17 protein-coding genes are annotated in these 18,182 nt (G+C 32.8%); 15 read left to right on the forward strand and 2 right to left on the reverse strand.

Annotated features, from left to right (window positions below; all coding sequences use genetic code 11):
* Positions 1 to 23 precede the first annotated feature (23 nt).
* On the forward strand, positions 24 to 1,469 hold the full coding sequence (guaB, locus tag MOV42_RS09010) for an IMP dehydrogenase (RefSeq protein WP_324170863.1): 1,446 nt from the start codon (positions 24 to 26) through the stop codon (positions 1,467 to 1,469).
* Between the two features lie 48 nt (positions 1,470 to 1,517).
* Here guaB and MOV42_RS09015 read toward each other — a convergent pair whose 3' ends face one another.
* Positions 1,518 to 1,979, reverse strand: coding sequence for a CZB domain-containing protein (locus MOV42_RS09015; RefSeq protein WP_324170864.1), 462 nt, complete (start codon positions 1,977 to 1,979; stop codon positions 1,518 to 1,520).
* A 133-nt stretch (positions 1,980 to 2,112) separates the two neighbouring features.
* Here MOV42_RS09015 and MOV42_RS09020 point away from each other — a divergent pair, with 133 nt between their 5' ends.
* The 5 genes from MOV42_RS09020 to MOV42_RS09040 all read left to right on the forward strand — a co-directional run bounded on the left by MOV42_RS09020 (position 2,113) and on the right by MOV42_RS09040 (position 9,945).
* A complete protein-coding gene (locus MOV42_RS09020; protein WP_324170865.1) occupies positions 2,113 to 2,616 on the forward strand; it encodes an RDD family protein in 504 nt (167 codons plus the stop codon).
* A gap of 65 nt (positions 2,617 to 2,681) precedes the next feature.
* The gene (gene gltB / locus MOV42_RS09025) at positions 2,682 to 7,193 is read left to right on the forward strand and encodes a glutamate synthase large subunit (protein ID WP_324170866.1); all 4,512 of its coding nucleotides are present in this window, start codon (positions 2,682 to 2,684) and stop codon (positions 7,191 to 7,193) included.
* Between the two features lies 1 nt (position 7,194).
* Positions 7,195 to 8,655, forward strand: a complete 1,461-nt coding sequence (locus tag MOV42_RS09030; protein WP_324170867.1) for a glutamate synthase subunit beta — start codon at positions 7,195 to 7,197, stop codon at positions 8,653 to 8,655.
* Positions 8,656 to 8,788: 133 nt separating this feature from the next.
* Positions 8,789 to 9,382 carry a hypothetical protein gene (locus tag MOV42_RS09035; RefSeq protein ID WP_324170868.1) on the forward strand — a complete coding sequence of 198 codons (594 nt, stop codon included), beginning with the start codon at positions 8,789 to 8,791 and terminating at the stop codon, positions 9,380 to 9,382.
* Between the two features lie 8 nt (positions 9,383 to 9,390).
* On the forward strand, positions 9,391 to 9,945 hold the full coding sequence (locus MOV42_RS09040) for a hypothetical protein (RefSeq protein WP_324170869.1): 555 nt from the start codon (positions 9,391 to 9,393) through the stop codon (positions 9,943 to 9,945).
* Positions 9,946 to 10,382: 437 nt separating this feature from the next.
* Here MOV42_RS09040 and MOV42_RS09045 read toward each other — a convergent pair whose 3' ends face one another.
* Positions 10,383 to 11,363, reverse strand: a complete 981-nt coding sequence (locus MOV42_RS09045; protein WP_324170870.1) for an IS5 family transposase — start codon at positions 11,361 to 11,363, stop codon at positions 10,383 to 10,385.
* Between the two features lie 210 nt (positions 11,364 to 11,573).
* Between MOV42_RS09045 and MOV42_RS09050 the strand changes: the two genes are divergently transcribed.
* The 9 genes from MOV42_RS09050 (at position 11,574) to MOV42_RS09090 (ending at position 18,175) form a co-directional block, all read left to right on the forward strand.
* Positions 11,574 to 12,551, forward strand: coding sequence for a CsgG/HfaB family protein (locus MOV42_RS09050; protein ID WP_324170871.1), 978 nt, complete (start codon positions 11,574 to 11,576; stop codon positions 12,549 to 12,551).
* A complete protein-coding gene (locus MOV42_RS09055) occupies positions 12,551 to 12,850 on the forward strand; it encodes a hypothetical protein (RefSeq protein ID WP_324170872.1) in 300 nt (99 codons plus the stop codon). The genes MOV42_RS09050 and MOV42_RS09055 overlap by 1 nt, the downstream gene beginning before the upstream one ends.
* Positions 12,851 to 12,852: 2 nt before the next feature.
* Positions 12,853 to 13,242: a DUF4810 domain-containing protein gene (locus MOV42_RS09060; RefSeq protein WP_324170873.1), complete on the forward strand. Its 390-nt coding sequence runs from the start codon at positions 12,853 to 12,855 to the stop codon at positions 13,240 to 13,242.
* Entirely contained in the window at positions 13,232 to 13,918 is a 687-nt protein-coding gene (locus tag MOV42_RS09065) for a GNA1162 family protein (RefSeq protein ID WP_324170874.1), read from the forward strand. The genes MOV42_RS09060 and MOV42_RS09065 overlap by 11 nt, the downstream gene beginning before the upstream one ends.
* Before the next feature lie 235 nt (positions 13,919 to 14,153).
* The gene (locus MOV42_RS09070) at positions 14,154 to 15,419 is read left to right on the forward strand and encodes an O-acetylhomoserine aminocarboxypropyltransferase/cysteine synthase family protein (RefSeq protein ID WP_324170875.1); all 1,266 of its coding nucleotides are present in this window, start codon (positions 14,154 to 14,156) and stop codon (positions 15,417 to 15,419) included.
* 60 nt (positions 15,420 to 15,479) lie between these two features.
* Positions 15,480 to 16,586, forward strand: a complete 1,107-nt coding sequence (gene metX, locus MOV42_RS09075) for a homoserine O-acetyltransferase MetX (RefSeq protein ID WP_324170876.1) — start codon at positions 15,480 to 15,482, stop codon at positions 16,584 to 16,586.
* The gene (gene xseB / locus MOV42_RS09080; protein ID WP_324170877.1) at positions 16,579 to 16,767 is read left to right on the forward strand and encodes an exodeoxyribonuclease VII small subunit; all 189 of its coding nucleotides are present in this window, start codon (positions 16,579 to 16,581) and stop codon (positions 16,765 to 16,767) included. The genes metX and xseB overlap by 8 nt, the downstream gene beginning before the upstream one ends.
* Positions 16,767 to 17,561, forward strand: coding sequence for a carbon-nitrogen hydrolase family protein (locus MOV42_RS09085; protein WP_324170878.1), 795 nt, complete (start codon positions 16,767 to 16,769; stop codon positions 17,559 to 17,561). The genes xseB and MOV42_RS09085 overlap by 1 nt, the downstream gene beginning before the upstream one ends.
* On the forward strand, positions 17,558 to 18,175 hold the full coding sequence (locus MOV42_RS09090) for a dual specificity protein phosphatase family protein (protein ID WP_324170879.1): 618 nt from the start codon (positions 17,558 to 17,560) through the stop codon (positions 18,173 to 18,175). Before MOV42_RS09085 ends, MOV42_RS09090 begins: the two co-directional genes overlap by 4 nt.
* Positions 18,176 to 18,182: the final 7 nt, after the last annotated feature.

The following is an 18,182-nucleotide window of genomic DNA, read 5'->3' on the forward strand; positions in this document are numbered from 1 at the left end:
TATTATTCCAGCAAAGGACAATTATGAAGATTCGTAAACGCGCACTGACATTTGAAGATGTACTTTTAGTACCACAATATTCTGAAGTATTACCAAAAGAGGTTTGTTTAGAAACTAAACTAACTCGAAACATAAAACTTAAAATCCCTATGGTCTCTGCTGCAATGGATACAGTTACAGAGTATAGAGCTGCAATTGCTATGGCTAGACTTGGTGGCATAGGAATTATTCATAAAAATATGGATGTTGAAGCTCAATGCAAACAGATTACGAAAGTTAAAAAAAGTGAAAGTGGAATTATTATAGACCCAATTTTTGTTCATCCAGATGCAACACTTGCAGATGCTGAAAAGCTTATGAGTGAGTTTAGAATTTCTGGTGTTCCTGTTGTTGATGGTCACAACAAGCTTTTAGGTATTTTAACAAATCGTGATATGAGATTTGAAAAAGATATGCGTAAACTTGCATCTGAAGCTATGACTCACATGCCTCTTATTACTGCAACAAAAGGTATTTCCCTTGATGATGCTGGTGATATTATGCATAAAAATAAAATAGAAAAACTTCCTATTATTGATGATGATGGCTTTTTAAAAGGTCTTGTAACAATCAAAGATATAAGAAAACGCATAGAATATCCTAACTCAAACAAAGATTCTTTTGGAAGACTTGTTGTTGGTGGAGCTATTGGTGTTGGTCAATATGAAAGAGCAAAAGCACTCGTAGATGCTGGGTGTGATGTTTTAGTTCTTGACTCTGCACATGGTCATTCTAAAGGAATTCTTGATACTGTTAGAAAAATCAAAGATACTATGGAAATTGATGTAATAGCTGGAAATATAGCAACAAAAGAGGCCGTTCTTGCACTTATAGAAGCTGGGGCAGATGCTGTAAAAGTTGGTATCGGACCAGGGTCGATTTGTACAACTAGAATAGTTGCTGGTGTTGGTGTACCTCAAATCTCTGCAATTGATGAATGTGCCGAAGCAGCAAGACCTCATGGAGTCCCTGTTATAGCTGATGGAGGGATTAAGTATTCTGGAGATATCGCTAAAGCTTTAGCTGTTGGTGCTTCATGTGTAATGGCTGGTTCACTTTTAGCAGGAACAGAAGAATCTCCGGGAGAAACTATCATGTTTCAAGGTCGTCAATATAAATCATACCGTGGTATGGGAAGTATTGGAGCTATGCAAAAAGGATCTAACGACAGATATTTTCAAGAAGGAACTGCAGCTGATAAGCTAGTTCCAGAAGGGATAGAAGGTCGTGTTCCTTTTCGTGGTGCTATCTCTGGTATTGTTCACCAAATGATGGGAGGGATTCGTGCTTCTATGGGCTATTGTGGAAGTCAGAACATAGAAACTTTTTGGGAAAAAGCGGAATTTGTAGAAATAACAAGTGCTGGACTAAAAGAGAGTCATGTTCACGATGTAATCATAACTCAAGAAGCACCTAACTATCATGTGTAATCTACTTAAAGTTCAAAAGAAAATAATATTTTCTTTTGAACTTATCTCTTAAATTTTCAATAAATCTTGACTGCTAATAGCTATGATTCTTCTTTCCATACGATTTATTTCATGAAGAAGACTTTCTGAAACAAGTCTTAATTTTGAAAAATATTCTTTTCCAAGTTTTGTAGACTCGTCTGTTATCTTCTTCTTTTTTCCAAACAGTTTACTAAAAAAACCTTGAGAATCATGAGAAAAATATATCTTGTAAATATTTAGATATATATTATGTAAATCACTATGTAAATCTTCAATTTTTTTCATAGACTCTATCGGGTTATTTTTTAATGCATTTAAATTTTGAGCTTCTCCGTAAAACCAACACCCAAACTTACATGCTGTAGAATCTACGGGAATTGAATTTTTATCTGTTTCAAAACCTTCAATTAATAACTTTGCTTTTTGTACCCATTTTATGTGAGCTACTTTTGCACTACGCAGTTCTTTAAGAATTTCTTCTTTTACCATAAGTAAATCCTCCCTATAATAAAATGCTTATTTTATATTCTACTTTATTTAACTTAATTTATTATTACAGTAATTGAAGCTTTTTCTTGATAAAATACAACTAACTAGATTTCAAACTCACAAGGGAGTACATTTGCCATTATTACAAAAAGTTAGATACGCAGGTTTTTGGATTAGATTTGTTGCATCCTTTTTAGATACTTTATTTTTAGCCTTGCCTATTGGGATTGTTATATACTATCTAAGTGATGGAAATTGGTTTGACTTTTCTATGTACCAGCAAAATATACAAATGGCAATGAGTGGAAATATTCATGCTCTGGACTCTCAACCAAAAATGTCTATAAAATGGGAACTTTTTTTTGAAGTTTGTGTTTTACTTGTTACTCTACTTTTTTGGAAACGATACAAAGGAGCAACCCCTGGCAAAAAATTTGTTCATATTAAAATAGTAGATGCTAAAACATTTGAAGATATAAATAACACACAAGCAATCACTCGTTCATTTGGATATATTGTTTCTACCTTAGCCTTGCTTATTGGTTTTTTTATGGTTGCTTTTAGATCTGACAAAAGAGCTTTACACGACCTACTAGCTAGTACTGTTGTTATTTACGATGAAGAATCAAACAGCTAAATATAAACTTCCTTTAGCTACTATTTACAAATTATTATTACTAAACTACTTTCAAAGGGAGAATTATGCAAGCTAAATACTTACCAACAAGAGAGGGACTTTATGACCCAGAATTTGAGCATGACGCTTGTGGCGTTGGTTTTGTAGCGCATTTAAAGGGAAAAACATCTCATGACATTGTAAAAAAAGGTCTTACACTTTTAGCAAACCTCGAGCATCGTGGAGCTGTTGGTGCTGAGAAAAACTCTGGAGATGGTGCAGGTATTTTAACTCAGATGCCAGATAAATTTTTACGAAGAGTTTTAAAAGAAAAAGATATTGACTTACCAGAGTTTTCTCACTACGCTGTAGGTGTCGTATTTTTACCAAAAGATCCAGAAGCTTATGCAGAGTGTAAAGCGATTGTTGAAGATTGTATAGAAGACCTTGGTCAAGAGTTTTTAGGCTGGAGAAGAGTTCCAACGGTTAATGAATCTTTAGGCGAAACTGTTAAAGTTATTGAACCTTACATACATCAAGTTATCGTAAAAAGAAATCCTGATTTAGAAGATGCAGAAGCTTTTGAGCGTAAACTTTTTGTTATCAGAAAATACACTCAATCAAAAATAACATCTTCACAAGTTCGTGGTACAGAATATTTTTATATGCCTTCTATGTCTTATAAAACTATCTCATATAAAGGGCAGCTAATTACAGAGCAACTTCCTTTATATTTTCCAGATTTAAATGAGAGTGATTATGAATCAGCGATAGCTTTAGTTCATAGTCGTTTTTCAACAAATACTTTCCCATCTTGGCCTCTTGCTCAACCATTTAGATATATCGCTCACAATGGAGAGATAAATACTCTTCGTGGAAACATAAACTGGATGAGAGCAAGACAATCAATGTTAAAATCAAAGCTATTTAGTGATGATGAACTTGATAAAATCTACCCTTACCTTATAAATGAAGCAAAAGGTTCTGACTCATCTGTTTTAGATAATGTTATAGAACTTTTAACTCTAGCTGGTCGCCCCCTTCCTCATGTAATGATGATGATGATTCCTGAAGCATGGAGAAGTCAAGAGATGGATGAATCTCGTCGTGCTTTTTATGAGTACCACGCTACATTTATGGAACCTTGGGATGGACCTGCATCTGTTGCTTTTACAGATGGAAAAGTTATCGGTGCAACTTTAGATAGAAATGGTCTTCGTCCGTCAAGATACTTCCTTACAAAAGACGATATTTTAGTAATGGCATCTGAACAAGGTGCTTTGGAATTTCCTTCTGAAGATATTGTTTTAAAAGGAAGACTACAACCAGGTAAAATGTTTTTAGCAGACTTAGAAAAAGGTGAGATTATTAGTGATGATGATATTAAAGCAAAAATCACAACTTCACACGACTATGCAAAATGGATAGAAAAACAAAAAATTAACCTTGATGATTTAACACTAAACAAAGATGTAAAACAACCAAATCATAAAACTATACTCGTTCGTCAAAAATGTTTTGGTTACACGCAAGAAGATTTAAAAATTCTTTTAGCACCAATGGCAAATACTGCTTATGAAGCAACAGGTTCGATGGGAAATGACGCTTCGCTTTCTGTTTTATCAAATGCTTCTACAAATCTTTACAACTACTTTCATCAGTTGTTTGCTCAGGTTACAAACCCTCCAATCGATCCGATTCGAGAAGAGTCAGTTATGTCACTTATCTCATATATTGGACCACAAGGAAATCTTTTTCAAGAAGTTGATGAAGATAGAAAGTTTATCAAACTACAATCTCCAATACTTACAAATGAGCAGTTTGAAAAACTAAGCGGAATTAATGAGTTTAACTTTAGTGCAAAAACTATAAGTATTCTTTTTGATTCAACAAAAAGTGATTCTTTAAAAAGAGCCTTAAATAGTGTTTTAGAACAAGCTAGTGATGCTGTAAAAGCTGGGCATGAAGTTATTATACTCTCAACAAGAGGTACAAACAAAACTAAAGCAGCTATTCCATCTCTTTTAGCTGTTAGTGCCGTGCACCATGCTCTTGTAGATGAAGGTCTTAGAACAAACTGTGGTTTAGTTATAGAAACGGGTGAAGCAAGAGAGATTCATCATTTTGCAACTCTTATTGGTTATGGTGCAAATGCTATTAATCCTTACTTGGCTTTTGAAACTATCGAAGATATGCGAAAAAGAAAAATGATTGACAAAGGTATCACTCCAAAAATGGCAGAAGCAAACTATATAACTGCTATTGGAAAGGGCATCTATAAGATTATGTCTAAAATGGGAATTTCAACTATTCGTTCATACACAGGTGCGCAAATATTTGAAGCAGTTGGTCTTTCTCAAAACTTAGTAGATAACTACTTTAAAGGAACTCCAACAAGATTAGATGGGATAGACATAGATACTATACAAGAAGAAACACTACTTTGCCACAAAATCGCTTATCCAAAAGAGATTATAGAATCAAATGACTTACCTTATGGTGGTCACTATGCGTATAGACAGAGAGGAGAAAATCACCTTTTTACTCCTGAAACTATTTTTCTACTTCAAGACTCTACAAAAAATAATGACTATGAAACTTACAAAAAATATGCAAAACTTATAAATGACCCTCAAGAAGGTTATATTAGTCTTCGTTCACTTCTTGATTTTAAACGCTTAAAACCTATTGATATAGAAGATGTAGAATCAGTTGAGTCTATCATCACTCGTTTTGCAACTGGTGCTATGAGTTATGGCTCTATTTCTGAAGAAGCACACACAACTTTAGCTATTGCCATGAACTCTATCGGAGCAAAAAGTAATACAGGAGAAGGTGGAGAAGACTCTTCTAGATTTGGAACTAACAAAAACTCTAAAATAAAACAAGTCGCATCTGGGCGTTTTGGAGTAACTGCAAACTATCTTATAAATGCAGAAGAACTTCAAATCAAACTTGCTCAAGGTGCAAAACCTGGAGAAGGTGGACAACTTCCTGGGCATAAAGTTGATGAGATTATAGGTAGAACACGACATTCTACTCCAGGAGTTGGTCTTATTTCTCCACCTCCTCATCATGATATTTACTCTATTGAAGATTTAAAACAGTTAATCCATGACCTTAAAAATGCAAACAAAGATGCAAGAATCAATACTAAACTAGTTTCTGAAGTTGGTGTTGGAACTATTGCCGCTGGTGTTGCAAAAGCTCACTCAGATGTTGTTTTGATTTCTGGTTTTGATGGAGGAACAGGTGCTTCACCTCAAACTTCCATAAAACACGCTGGGCTTCCTTGGGAGTTAGGACTTGCAGAAACTCACCAAACACTTGTAAAAAATGGTCTTCGCTCAAGAATAGTTCTCCAAACAGATGGACAACTTCGTACTGGTAGGGATATTGCAATAGCAACTCTTTTAGGTGCTGAAGAGTGGGGAGTAGCAACTGCTGCACTTATAGTTGAGGGCTGTATAATGATGAGAAAATGTCATCTAAATACTTGTCCTGTTGGAATCGCAACGCAAGACAAAGACCTTCGTGCAAAATACACAGGTAAACCTGAACATATCGTAAATTATATTAAATTTATAGCAAGAGAACTGCGTGAAGTCATGGCACAACTTGGATTTAAAACTATAAATGAAATGGTAGGAAGAACAGACAAACTAAAGGCAAAAGAAGGTGTTACTCACTGGAAAGCTAAGCATCTACAACTTGATAAACTGCTACATCGTGTTCATGTTAGAAGTGATGACACCTCTTACTGTACGAAAAAACAAGAACATGGCTTAGAAAATGCACTTGACAATAAATTAATAGATTTAGCTCAAAATGCTATAAAAAATAAAATACCTATAAAAGAGAATATAAAACTAAGAAATATCCATAGAACTGTTGGCACAATGCTCTCAGCAGAAGTAACTCGTAAATATGGAGAAGCTGGTTTAAGTGATGATACTATCTACTTTAAAGCAACAGGAAGCGGTGGACAAAGTTTTGGTGCTTTTGTAACTAAAGGGATTACCTTTGAAATAGAAGGTGATGCAAATGATTACTACGGAAAAGGATTGTGTGGTGGTAAACTTATTTTATATCCACCATTAAACGCTATTTATGAAGCAAATGAAAATGTTATTTTAGGAAATGTTGCCTTTTATGGTGCTACAAGTGGAGAGTCATACATATATGGTCTAGCAGGTGAGCGTTTTTGTGTTCGTAACTCTGGAGCAAATGTTGTTGTTGGAGCTATTGGTGACCATGGTTGTGAGTATATGACTGGTGGTAGAGTTGTTATACTTGGTGAAATTGGAAAGAATTTTGCTGCTGGAATGAGCGGTGGTATAGCCTATATATATGATAAGAACAAAACTGCTAAAGGTCGCATAAATCAAGGAAGTGTTGATTTAGACAGTATAGACAATGATACTGATGAAAAAGAATTAAAAAGTATGATAGAAAACTATATAACTTATACAAATTCTAAAGAGGCAAAAGAGATTTTAGCAAACTGGGAAGAGGCAAAAAATACATTTATAAAAGTTATGCCAGTTGATTATAAACGAGTTTTAAAAGAACAGGCTCAAAAAATGAGAGAGGTGTAAGATGGGAAAAATTACAGGATTTAAAGAGTATAAGCGTCAAAATTTTTCTATTGCACCAGTAGAGGAACGCATAAAGCATAACAATGAATTTGTAATTCCTGCGAATAAAAATGCAATGGAGATTCAAGGTGCTAGATGCATGGACTGTGGTGTTCCTTTTTGTCATAGTAATTATGGTTGTCCAGTCGGTAATAATATACCTCAATTTAATGATCACATATATAAAAACAAATGGGAAAATGCATTTCGTACACTGATGAGTACAAATAATTTTCCAGAATTTACGGGAAGAGTATGCCCTGCTCCATGTGAGACTGCTTGTGTTCTTGGTTTAAATAATGACGCAGTTACAATAAAGGGCATCGAGTATTCAATAATTGAGATGGCTTACAAAAAAGGCTGGATGAAACCACAAGTACCAAAAATCAGAAGTGGCAAAAAAGTTGCAGTTGTTGGTTCTGGTCCAGCTGGTCTTAGTGTTGCAAGTCAGCTTAACAAAGCGGGACATGAAGTTACTATATATGAAAGAGATAAACGCATCGGCGGTTTAGTTCGTTATGGTATTCCAAACTATAAACTTGACAAGAAAAAAGTAGTTCAACGCAGAATTGATATGATGGTTGAAGAAGGCATAAAATTTGTTACAAATGCGCATATTGGTATAGATATACCACTGAAAAAACTTCAAGATGAATATGACTCTGTTGTACTATGTGGTGGAGCGTCTTTACCAAGAGACTTACCAATAGACAATAGAGATGCTAAAGGTATTCATTTTGCAATGGAATTTTTAGCACAGTGTAACTCACGCATAGAGGGTGAAAATATTCCTAAAGAAAAAGAGATTTTAGCAACTGATAAACATATTGTTGTTATTGGTGGAGGAGATACAGGAAGTGACTGCGTTGGAAACTCTATAAGACAAGGAGCAGCATCTATCACCCAGATAGAACTAATGCCAAAAGCACCACTAGAGAGAACAGATGCTATGCCATGGCCAACATATCCAAGAGTGTTTAAACTATCAACTTCTCAACAAGAGGGTTGTGATATGGACTTTAACATACTTTCAAAATCATTTATCAAAGATGAAAATGGAAATGTAAAAGGTCTAAACTGTGTAAAAATTGAGTGGGGAGATAAAGGATTTAGTGAAATAAAAGGAACTGAATTTACTTTAAAAGCTGACTTAATTTTCTTAGCTATGGGCTTTATGGGACCTGAGCAAACAGGTATGATAGAAGAGTTAAAACTTGACACAGATGCTAGAAGTAATATAGAGACAAACAACTACAAAACTTCTGTTGAAGGCGTTTTTAGTGCTGGAGATATGAGAAGAGGTCAATCACTTGTAGTTTGGGCAATTTATGAAGGTAGAGAGTGTGCCATAGCAGTTGATGAATTTTTATCAAACAAAAAAACTATGCTAAACGCTAGAAGTAAATCTTTATACGAGAACTGATTTTCAAGACAATGTCATATAACATCTAAACACTTTATAGTAGTTATTATTTATTAGATTTAAGGTTCTTTTGTATAGAATATGTTTAAATAAATAGTTATGTTACGATTAAATAACAAAAGGAATATACACATTGAGAAAACAATACAAATTATTAGTTGCTAGTATTATAACAATGATGGCAATTACAGGATGTTCACATAAAATATCTATAAATCCTTCATTAGAAAAAATACGAGAGACAACAGTTGAAAATAAACTTGACATTAATGTCGGTTATTATATATCTAAGCATAATAAAAAGTTAAAAGTAACAACTCCAGGAGGTGGGGGAGATAAAGTTGAATATATGCCATATAAAGATACCGAAAGTGCTTTAAATACAATTTTGTCAAAAGTTTTCAATAGAGTATACTCGTTAAAGTCATTTAACGATAAAGAATATATTGAATCAAAAAGTATAAAATATATTTTTACACCAAAAATCAAAACAAACTCTTCATCTGACAGTGCCTTTACATGGCCACCAACAAAATTTACTGTGGCATTAACATGTGAAGCTGTTAATTTGAATGGAAGTAAAGTATGGGAAGAAACTACTTATGAAGAAGGAAATGCTGAGTTTGATGAATTTAAAGAAAATTTTTCATTATCTGCTCAAAGAGCTACAGAGAAAGCATTTCAAAGTATGCTAAATAAATTAAAAAAATCAGATTCATTCAAATAAGGAAAAATATGAGATACTTCAAACTTACACTATTAGCATTATTATTAGTTTTAACAACAGGTTGTTCAATGAAAGGTCATAAGTTTAATCCTGATTTTAATTCAATTAATGAATTAAAAGATACTAACTTAAAGTCTATGACAATACAAAAAAATAAGTTTAAAAAAGAAAAAGATGAGTCAATTGGTCTAAGAGCAATGAATATGACATCTCCTTACGGAGGTTCTTTTTCAAAATATTTAGAAATTTCATTAGAAGAACAGTTAAAGCAAGCATCAATATATGACACAAAATCTGATATTAAAATTTCTACTGTATTATTGAAAAATGATGTTTCTATCTCCAGTTTTAGTATTGGAGAAGCTGACTTATCGGCCAACTTTATAGTTATGAATAAAGATAGAAAAGTTTATGAAAAAGAGCATTCTATACATCACGAATGGGATTCATCATTTATTGGACAAATAGCTATCAAAAATGCTATCGAAAACTATCCTGTTGCGATGCAAAAATTGATAGATAGTTTTTTATTAGACAAAGAATTGATTGAAGTAGCCAAGTAAGAAAAGCATAACAAAAACAAGAGACAATGAAAAAAAATAGTCTCATTATCTAATGTTGTTTGGGCAATTTACGAAGGCAGAGAGTGTGCCATAGCAGTTGATGAATTTTTATCAAACAAAAAAACTATGCTAAACGCTAGAAGTAAATCTTTATATGAGAAATGATTTTTAAAATAAACTTAGGTTACATCTCATGGGAGATGTGACGAGAGAATCAATTCTTTTAACTTCCATAAATACCATTTCACTTAATATTATAGATAGCATCTAAGCACTTTATTGTAATTGAACCCTCTGAACAAGTCAGCTGATTCTTATTTATCTTGATATTCTAACATTTTAAAAATTCACTTTCAATTTTGAGATGAATTTTTGAGTATATTTTCTATATTTTTACTAATATATGCAATATTAGTCTCTCTTCTTGTCGTTTTATATCAGTTTATTGCTCTTACCAGTGCAGGTGTCCGTCTCAGATTATAACAAGCAGCCAACATAAAAAAGTGTTGTTGATTTTTCTCTATTCCAAGATATTTAGTTTCTCTAAATTTCATATGATGCTTGATAAATGCAAATGGCAGTTCTACTAAACATCTTATCTTTGAGAACCTTGTATTATTTCTTGATTGTTTAGGTCTTAATTTAGATTGACCTCTTACTCTTCTTTCGACTATACCAGCAAATATACCTTTTGCTCTTAAAGTTATCTTCCTTGCTTTTTGTATATAGCCGCTATCTGCAAAGATAGCTTTATCTTCATCTTGAGTAAGTTCATCGAATTGAGTACTATCATGAGTTGATGCAGTTGTAGCTATTACTTTTTTGATGATACCGTTTGTATCAGTTGCTATATGCATCTTTAATCCATGATGTTTACGACCTCTTTTTGAAGTATAGGTTGCATCAGAATCATGGGCTTTATTTGAAATAACTTTACCCTTGTCATCTTTTTTTCTCTTTGGTTCGCTTGAGTGGATGAGAGTAGCGTCTATAAGAGTTCCCTCATTGAGTATAAGTCTTTTAGATTCCATCATCTTTTTTACTTCTTCAAATATATCACCAAGTATCTCTTCTTTGATAAGCTTGTTTCTAAATTTACAAATAGTTGTTTCATCTGGAATAGTATCTTCATCTCTTATATCAAGAAACTTTCTGAAGCTTATACGGTCATGTATAAGCTCTTCGGTCATTGGGTCTGACAATCCATACCAGTTTTGTAAAAAAAGTGAGCCTACTAATATCTTTGATGGAATAGATGGTCTTCCTGTCTTACCTTTGTTGGGTTTGTATACATTTTTCTCTATAAGTATCTTCTCAATAGCTTCAAATGGAATAATCTCTTTCATCTCATTTAAAAACTTCATACTCTTCTTACCACCTTGGTATTTCATGGCATGGTCAAAAAAACTTAGTTGCATATTTATCCCTCAAACTTGGCTTCTTAGTATATTTATTTTAGCTAATTCTTGGTTTGAGGGAGGTTAAGTTAAATTGCTTGATTGTTCAGAGGGTTCAATTGTTATTCGTTAGATTTAAGGTTCTTTTATATAGAATGTGTTTGATTAAATAGCTGTTTTGATGTTAAAATATAATTCCATCACACAGCAAATATTAAAATAAGGATTTACATGTTTTTCAAAAGTATATATACGATATCTGCTATTTCAATTTTATTTTCTGGTTGTGCAACTATGCAAAAAACAGAAACACATAAAATTCCAATAAAAAATGAATTCCAGATAAGTGAAACTCTAAAAGTCAAAGAAAATATTCCTTCTGGATTAAAAAGAAAAGTTACAATAGGTAGATTTACAAATGAAACTAAATATGGTCAAAGTTTTTTTATTGATAAAAATAACGATAAAATTGGAAAACAGGCAATGGATATTTTATCTGCAAAACTATTTCAATCAGGAAGATTTATCATGTTAGAGCGTGCAGATTTATCAAAAATAGAAAAAGAGCTTAGCATGGGCAATCATGCTAAACTTGACAACTCTGCTGATTACTTGATTTTAGGTTCTATTACAGAGTTTGGACGCAAAGAAACAAGTGATGTAGGAATATTTAGTCGTGTTAAAAAACAAGAAGCATTTGCAAAAGTACATATTAGAATAGTAGATGTTAGTACGGGCTTAATTATTTATTCTGAAGAAGGGAAAGGTACATCTTTTAGTGAAGCAGGAACAGTAATGGGTGTTGGTGGCAAGGCTGGATATAACGGTCAATTAAATGATAAAGCGATTGATGCAGCAATATCAGATTTAACTTCTAATATAATTGAAAACATGCTTGACAAACCATGGAAAGGATACATTCTTGGATATGAGGATGGAAGCTTAATCGTATCAGGTGGGAAAAGTCAAAATATCAAAATTGGCGATAAATTTGATATTTACAAAGAAGGAAAAAAAGTTAAAAATCCTCAAACAAATATGATGATGAGCCTTCCTGGTAAAAAGATAGCAACAATCGAAATAGAAGCTACAATAGGTGATACACTCGATACAGAAGTTTCCTTGGCTACTATTGTAACTGGTAATTTAAAGGCATATATAGAAAGTAATAATTACTCTAAATTATATATTCAGATAGGAGTTAAATAATGAGAAAAATAATATTAACAATAGGCTTAATTGCTTCAATATTTTTATCCGGATGTGGATACAAAGAAGGAGTAGCAACTGCTACTAAAAAATCTTATTTATATTTTACTGGCAATATAAACGATACCATGATTTCAGTAGACAATGGAGATAAGTTTAGTGTACAAGCTGGTAAAAACTACAAATACTCAGTTAAACCAGGCAAACATCTAGTTGAAATATATAGAAATAATATACTAATCATTAAAAGAAATATTTTTATTAGTGATGGTATTTCCAAAGAAATTGAGGTGCAATAAAAATGAAAAACAATAAAATAATAGGCTTATTAACAATAGTATCTATTGGATTTATAATATCTGGTTGTGGTCAACCAAAGCCTTTATATACATATGGAAACTATAGCTCAAGTTATTATGAATCCAAGAAAGATGTTGATACTGATACGGCTTTGGAACTTCAAAAATCAATAGAATATGCTATTGAAAATGCAAATGAAAGCCGTTCTGGTAGAGTTGCTCCAGGAATGTATGCGAATCTAGGTTATATATATCTCAAAGGTGGTAAAACTGATAAAGCTATAGAAAATTTTAATAAAGAAAAATCTATATATCCAGAGTCAGCTCACTTCATGGATAGAATGATTAAAAAAATAGAATTAGCAGAAGGAAAAACAGATAATGAAAAATAAACTTACAATACTATTAACTTCTATAGTGTCTATATTGATTTTTACTGGATGTGGAGCTACATATGTCACAAAAGGAACAGAATTTCCTAAAATGTATGAGCAACAACCTCGCTCAATACTTATATTACCGCCAATGAATGAAAGCACAGATGCTGAAGCTAAAGATTATTATATGACAACAACAGAAATGCCTTTTGCTTTAATGGGTTACTATACATTTCCAACAGAAATGGTTAGTGATATTATGAAGCAAGAGGGTGTTTATGACACTGAGATTTTATATAATATGCCTCTTGATAAATACTACGAATATTTTGGTGCTGATACAGTTTTGTTTACGAGGATTAAAAAATGGGATGTTTCATATATGATACTTGCTTCAAACTTAACTATATCAATAGAAGCTAAAATCATGTCAACTAAGACATCTGAAGAGTTATGGAAATATACTGGTACAGTTGTTGTAGACTTAAGTGGTGGAGATACAGGTGGAGGAATTGTTGGCTTAATAACAAAAGCAATTTTATCAGCTGTAAATACAGCAACTGCTGATTATGTACAACATGCACATACTGCGAATAGAAGAATAATTTATACTCTTCCTGCTGGTCCATATAATGAAATGCACATGAAAGATCAAAGTGTTCAATTAATTGATCAAACTCCAGGAAAATGAAATATTTCAATATCAACAATATAAGAGATAAGGGGTAAGGTACCAAATTCAAGAGTGGAGTTTAGCCCCGCCGTTAACTCTAAATTAGTATTCCCAAACTTGACAAAGAAAGAAATAAAAAGACAATTTATAAGTTTTGACTTAGCGATGTTTGAAGTTGTCTATATTCAATAAATTGATACATTAAGTATTTTGTGATAAAATCATTAAAATATTTTATAACATTGGAGAAACAATGGATTTACAAACAAAAGCACTACATGCTGGATATGAAAAAGACTCTCAAGGAACTATGGCAGTTCCTATTTATATGACGACTGCGTATGAGTTTCGTGATGTTGAGCACGCTGCAAATTTATTTGCACTTAAAGAATTAGGTAACATTTACACTCGTTTAAATAATCCTACAACAGATGTTTTTGAAAAAAGATTTGCTGAGTTAGAAGGTGGAGAAGCTGCTATTGCTACAGCAAGTGGCATGAGTGCTATTTTTTACGCTATTGCTAACTCTGCTGAGGCTGGTGATAATATTGTATGCGCTAGACAACTTTATGGTGGAAGTCTTACACTGAATTCTCATACTCTTAAACGCTTTGGAATTGAATCAAGATTTTTTGATGTTCAAAATCCAAGTGAGATAGAAGCACTCATAGACGACAAAACAAAAGTTATCTTTTTTGAGTCTTTAACAAATCCTAGTATTGATGTTGCTGACATTGAGGCGATTACTACTATCGCTAACAAACATGGCATACTTACTGTAGTTGACAATACTGTAGCCACTCCTGTTTTATGCCGTCCTTTTGAGTTTGGAGCAGATATATCTGTTCACTCTACATCTAAGTACACAACAGGTCAAGGTCTTGCTATTGGTGGTATTTTAGTTGAGAGAAAAGGTCTTTTAGAAAAACTAAAAGCAAATCCAAGATACCCTCAGTTTAATGAGCCAGACCCTTCTTACCATGGGTTGGTGTATGTAGATGTACCTCTTCCTGCTTTTACTTTAAGAACTCGGCTTTCGCTTCTTAGAGATATTGGTGCAGTTCCATCTCCCTTTAACTCTTGGTTATTTATTCAAGGAACAGAAACACTATCTCTTCGCATGAAGGAGCATTCGGCAAATGCTTTAGCACTAGCCGAATTTTTAGAAGCACATCCAAAAGTAAATAAAGTAAATTATCCTGGTTTAAAAAGTAACTCAAACTATGCCAATGCTCAAAAACACTTTGACAATGGAGCTTGTAGTGGACTTTTAAGTTTTGAAGTTGACTCTTTAGAAATAGCTACTAAAATCGTAGATGCTACTGAACTTTACTCTTTAGTTGTAAATATTGGTGATTCAAAATCAATCATTACGCACCCTGCATCTACAACTCATCAACAGTTAAATGAAGAAGAATTAAAAGCTTGTGGTGTTCCTTCTGGACTTATCAGAATTTCAGCTGGATTAGAATCAATAAAAGATTTAATCGCAGACATTAAACAAGCTTTAGAGGCATAAAAAGTAGTATTAAGTCATTTTCGCTAAAATGTTACTATTATTTTACGGAGAACTGCAAACTTGCCTTTAAACTTACAAATACATACAGAGCATTTTACAAACCCTCTCTATTTAGAGAGTGGTCGTATTTTAGAACCTTATGATATTGTTTATGAAACATACGGTGAAATAAATGACGATAAAAGCAATGTGGTTGTAGTTTGTCATGCACTTACAGGTTCTCACCATGCAGCTGGCATCTATGAAAATGAAACTAAAGCTGGTTGGTGGGATGGTTTTATCGGTTCTGGCAAAGCAATAGACACAGATAAGTACTTTGTAATTTGCTCAAATGTCATAGGTAGTTGCTTTGGTTCAACAGGTCCTATGAGTATGCAACACCCTCAGCACGAACACTATCGCTACAAATTTCCAGTTGTTACTATAAAAGATATGGTAAAAGCTCAACGCATACTTTTTGACAGACTTGATATTCATAGAGTTCACGCAGTTGTAGGTGGCTCTATGGGAGGGATGCAAGCTCTCGCTTTTGCAGTTCACTATCCTAACTTTTCAAATAAAATCATCGCTTTAGCCGCAACTCACGCAACACAACCTTGGGCAATAGCCTTTAACAAGGTAGCTCAAGAATCTATCTTAAAAGACCCTGATTTTAAACAAGGCTACTATGACCCTGAAGTTATAAAAGAGCAAGGCTTATCAGGTATGGCTGTTGGTCGTATGGCTGGTCATATTAGTTTTTTATCCCCTGAGTCTATGGCTACTAAGTTTGGTCGTGAGTATAAAAGAACAGATGGACTTTATGAACTTTTTGGAAAGTTTCAAGTTGAGTCTTATTTAGAGTACAATGGTTACAATTTTACAAAATGGTTTGACCCTTTAGCATATCTTTACATAACTAAAGCTATTAATATCTTTGATTTAGCAAGAGGTTTTGACTCACTTGAAGAGGCTCTTAAAAAAGTAACTTCAAGTATGCATCTGATTAGCTTTAGAGATGATTTACTTTTTAAAAATATAGAGATGAAAAAAATTGCTGATACTTTAAGTGAGATTGGTAACAACAACTATAACTATATTGACATAGATAGCGGTTATGGTCATGACGCTTTTTTAGTAGAGTTAGAAAAATTTGAAAAATATGTAAAGGATGCATTAGATGGCTAAAACACCAGATTTTGAAACAAAACTAACAAGTGCTAAAAAGACATTGGAAAACTTGATGAAACCTGATATTACTTTGCAAAATAGTGTAAAAGAATATGAAAAAGGAATCAAAGAGTTAAATGATGCTCAAAAAATTCTCGAAACAGCTGTCATAAAAATTAACGAAATAAAGAATAACTAATGCGTTGTGCTGTACTACAACTTAGCGCTCAAGGCATGAGTAGTACAAAACTTTACAATTACATAAGAATTGCTCATACAAAAAATGTAAAAGTTCTTCTGCTTGGTGAGTACATATTAAACCCTTTTTTCAAAGAGTTACAAAATATGTCAATTTCTATGATAAAAGAACAAGCCGAGCACCAGATTAAAATACTTAAAGAACTATCTTCTACTTACAATATGACAATCGTTGCACCTTTAGTTATTGTAAAGAAGAAAAAAGTTTATAAAACAGTTGCTAAGTTTGCTCCATCATCTACTGCTTACTATCAACAACAAATCCTTATAAACTACTCACATTGGAATGAGGAAAAATTCTTTTCAAACAGTATCGATGTTATTAAATCACCGCTAGTTTTTAAAGTTGATGGCTTTAAGTTTGCGATTATCAGCGGTTTTGAGATTCATTTTGATGAAATATTTGCACAAATTTCACAAAAAAATGTAGATGCTATCTTACTCCCAAGCATATCTACTTTTGACTCTTTTGAGAGATGGAAAACTCTTATACTTTCTCGTGCTTTTACAAATAACTGCTACATTCTTAGAGCAAACCGAATAGGTGAATATACCCAAGAAGAATTTTCATGGAAATTTTATGGAGACTCCATACTAGCATCTCCAAATGGAGAGTTATTATCTCATCTTGGAAACAAGGAAGAACTAATGTTAGTAGAGATGTCTCACAGTGAAGTAGTTCAAACAAGACGGACATGGGGATTCAAAGATATAATAAAAAGGAGAGAATCATGAAAAAAATATTTAAAATTTCACTTATATTAGTTGTAATACTAGCTACTTTTTATGTATATCATGTACATTTTGACTACCGTTTTGAAGTGATTAGCAAAGACAAGGTTTATAAATCAGGTCTAATAAAACCTGAGAAACTTGAAGGCTATCTTGTAAAATATAATATTAAAACTGTTATAGACTTAATGGACCCTGGTGTTCAAGATGCACTTAATCCAGCAAAACAAAAAAATATAGATGAAGAAGATAATGCTATTAATCAGATAAATCAAAAGAACAATCTAAACATAAAACATGTAAATATACCATCAGGACAAGTACCAAATAAAAAGACTCTTACTAAGTTTTTTGAAGTTCTTGATAACAAAGACAACTATCCAATTTTAATACACTGCTATCATGGAACAGGGAGAGCACAAATATATAGTGCCCTTTATAGAGTAGAGTATGAAAATTGGAATACTGAAGATGCGAGACAAAAGACAAGATTTATGGTTGAGGGATTTGGATATAGAAGTAGTTTCTCAAAAGGAAAAGTAAAAGGTGACTTTCTTATAGAATATAAACCTAGAAAAGAAGGCATACTTAGTACTATAAACACACTCCAAAAATAGTGTGTTT

Origin of the sequence: Sulfurimonas sp. (assembly GCF_029027405.1) — a bacterium.
Classification (GTDB): Bacteria; Campylobacterota; Campylobacteria; order Campylobacterales; family Sulfurimonadaceae; genus Sulfurimonas.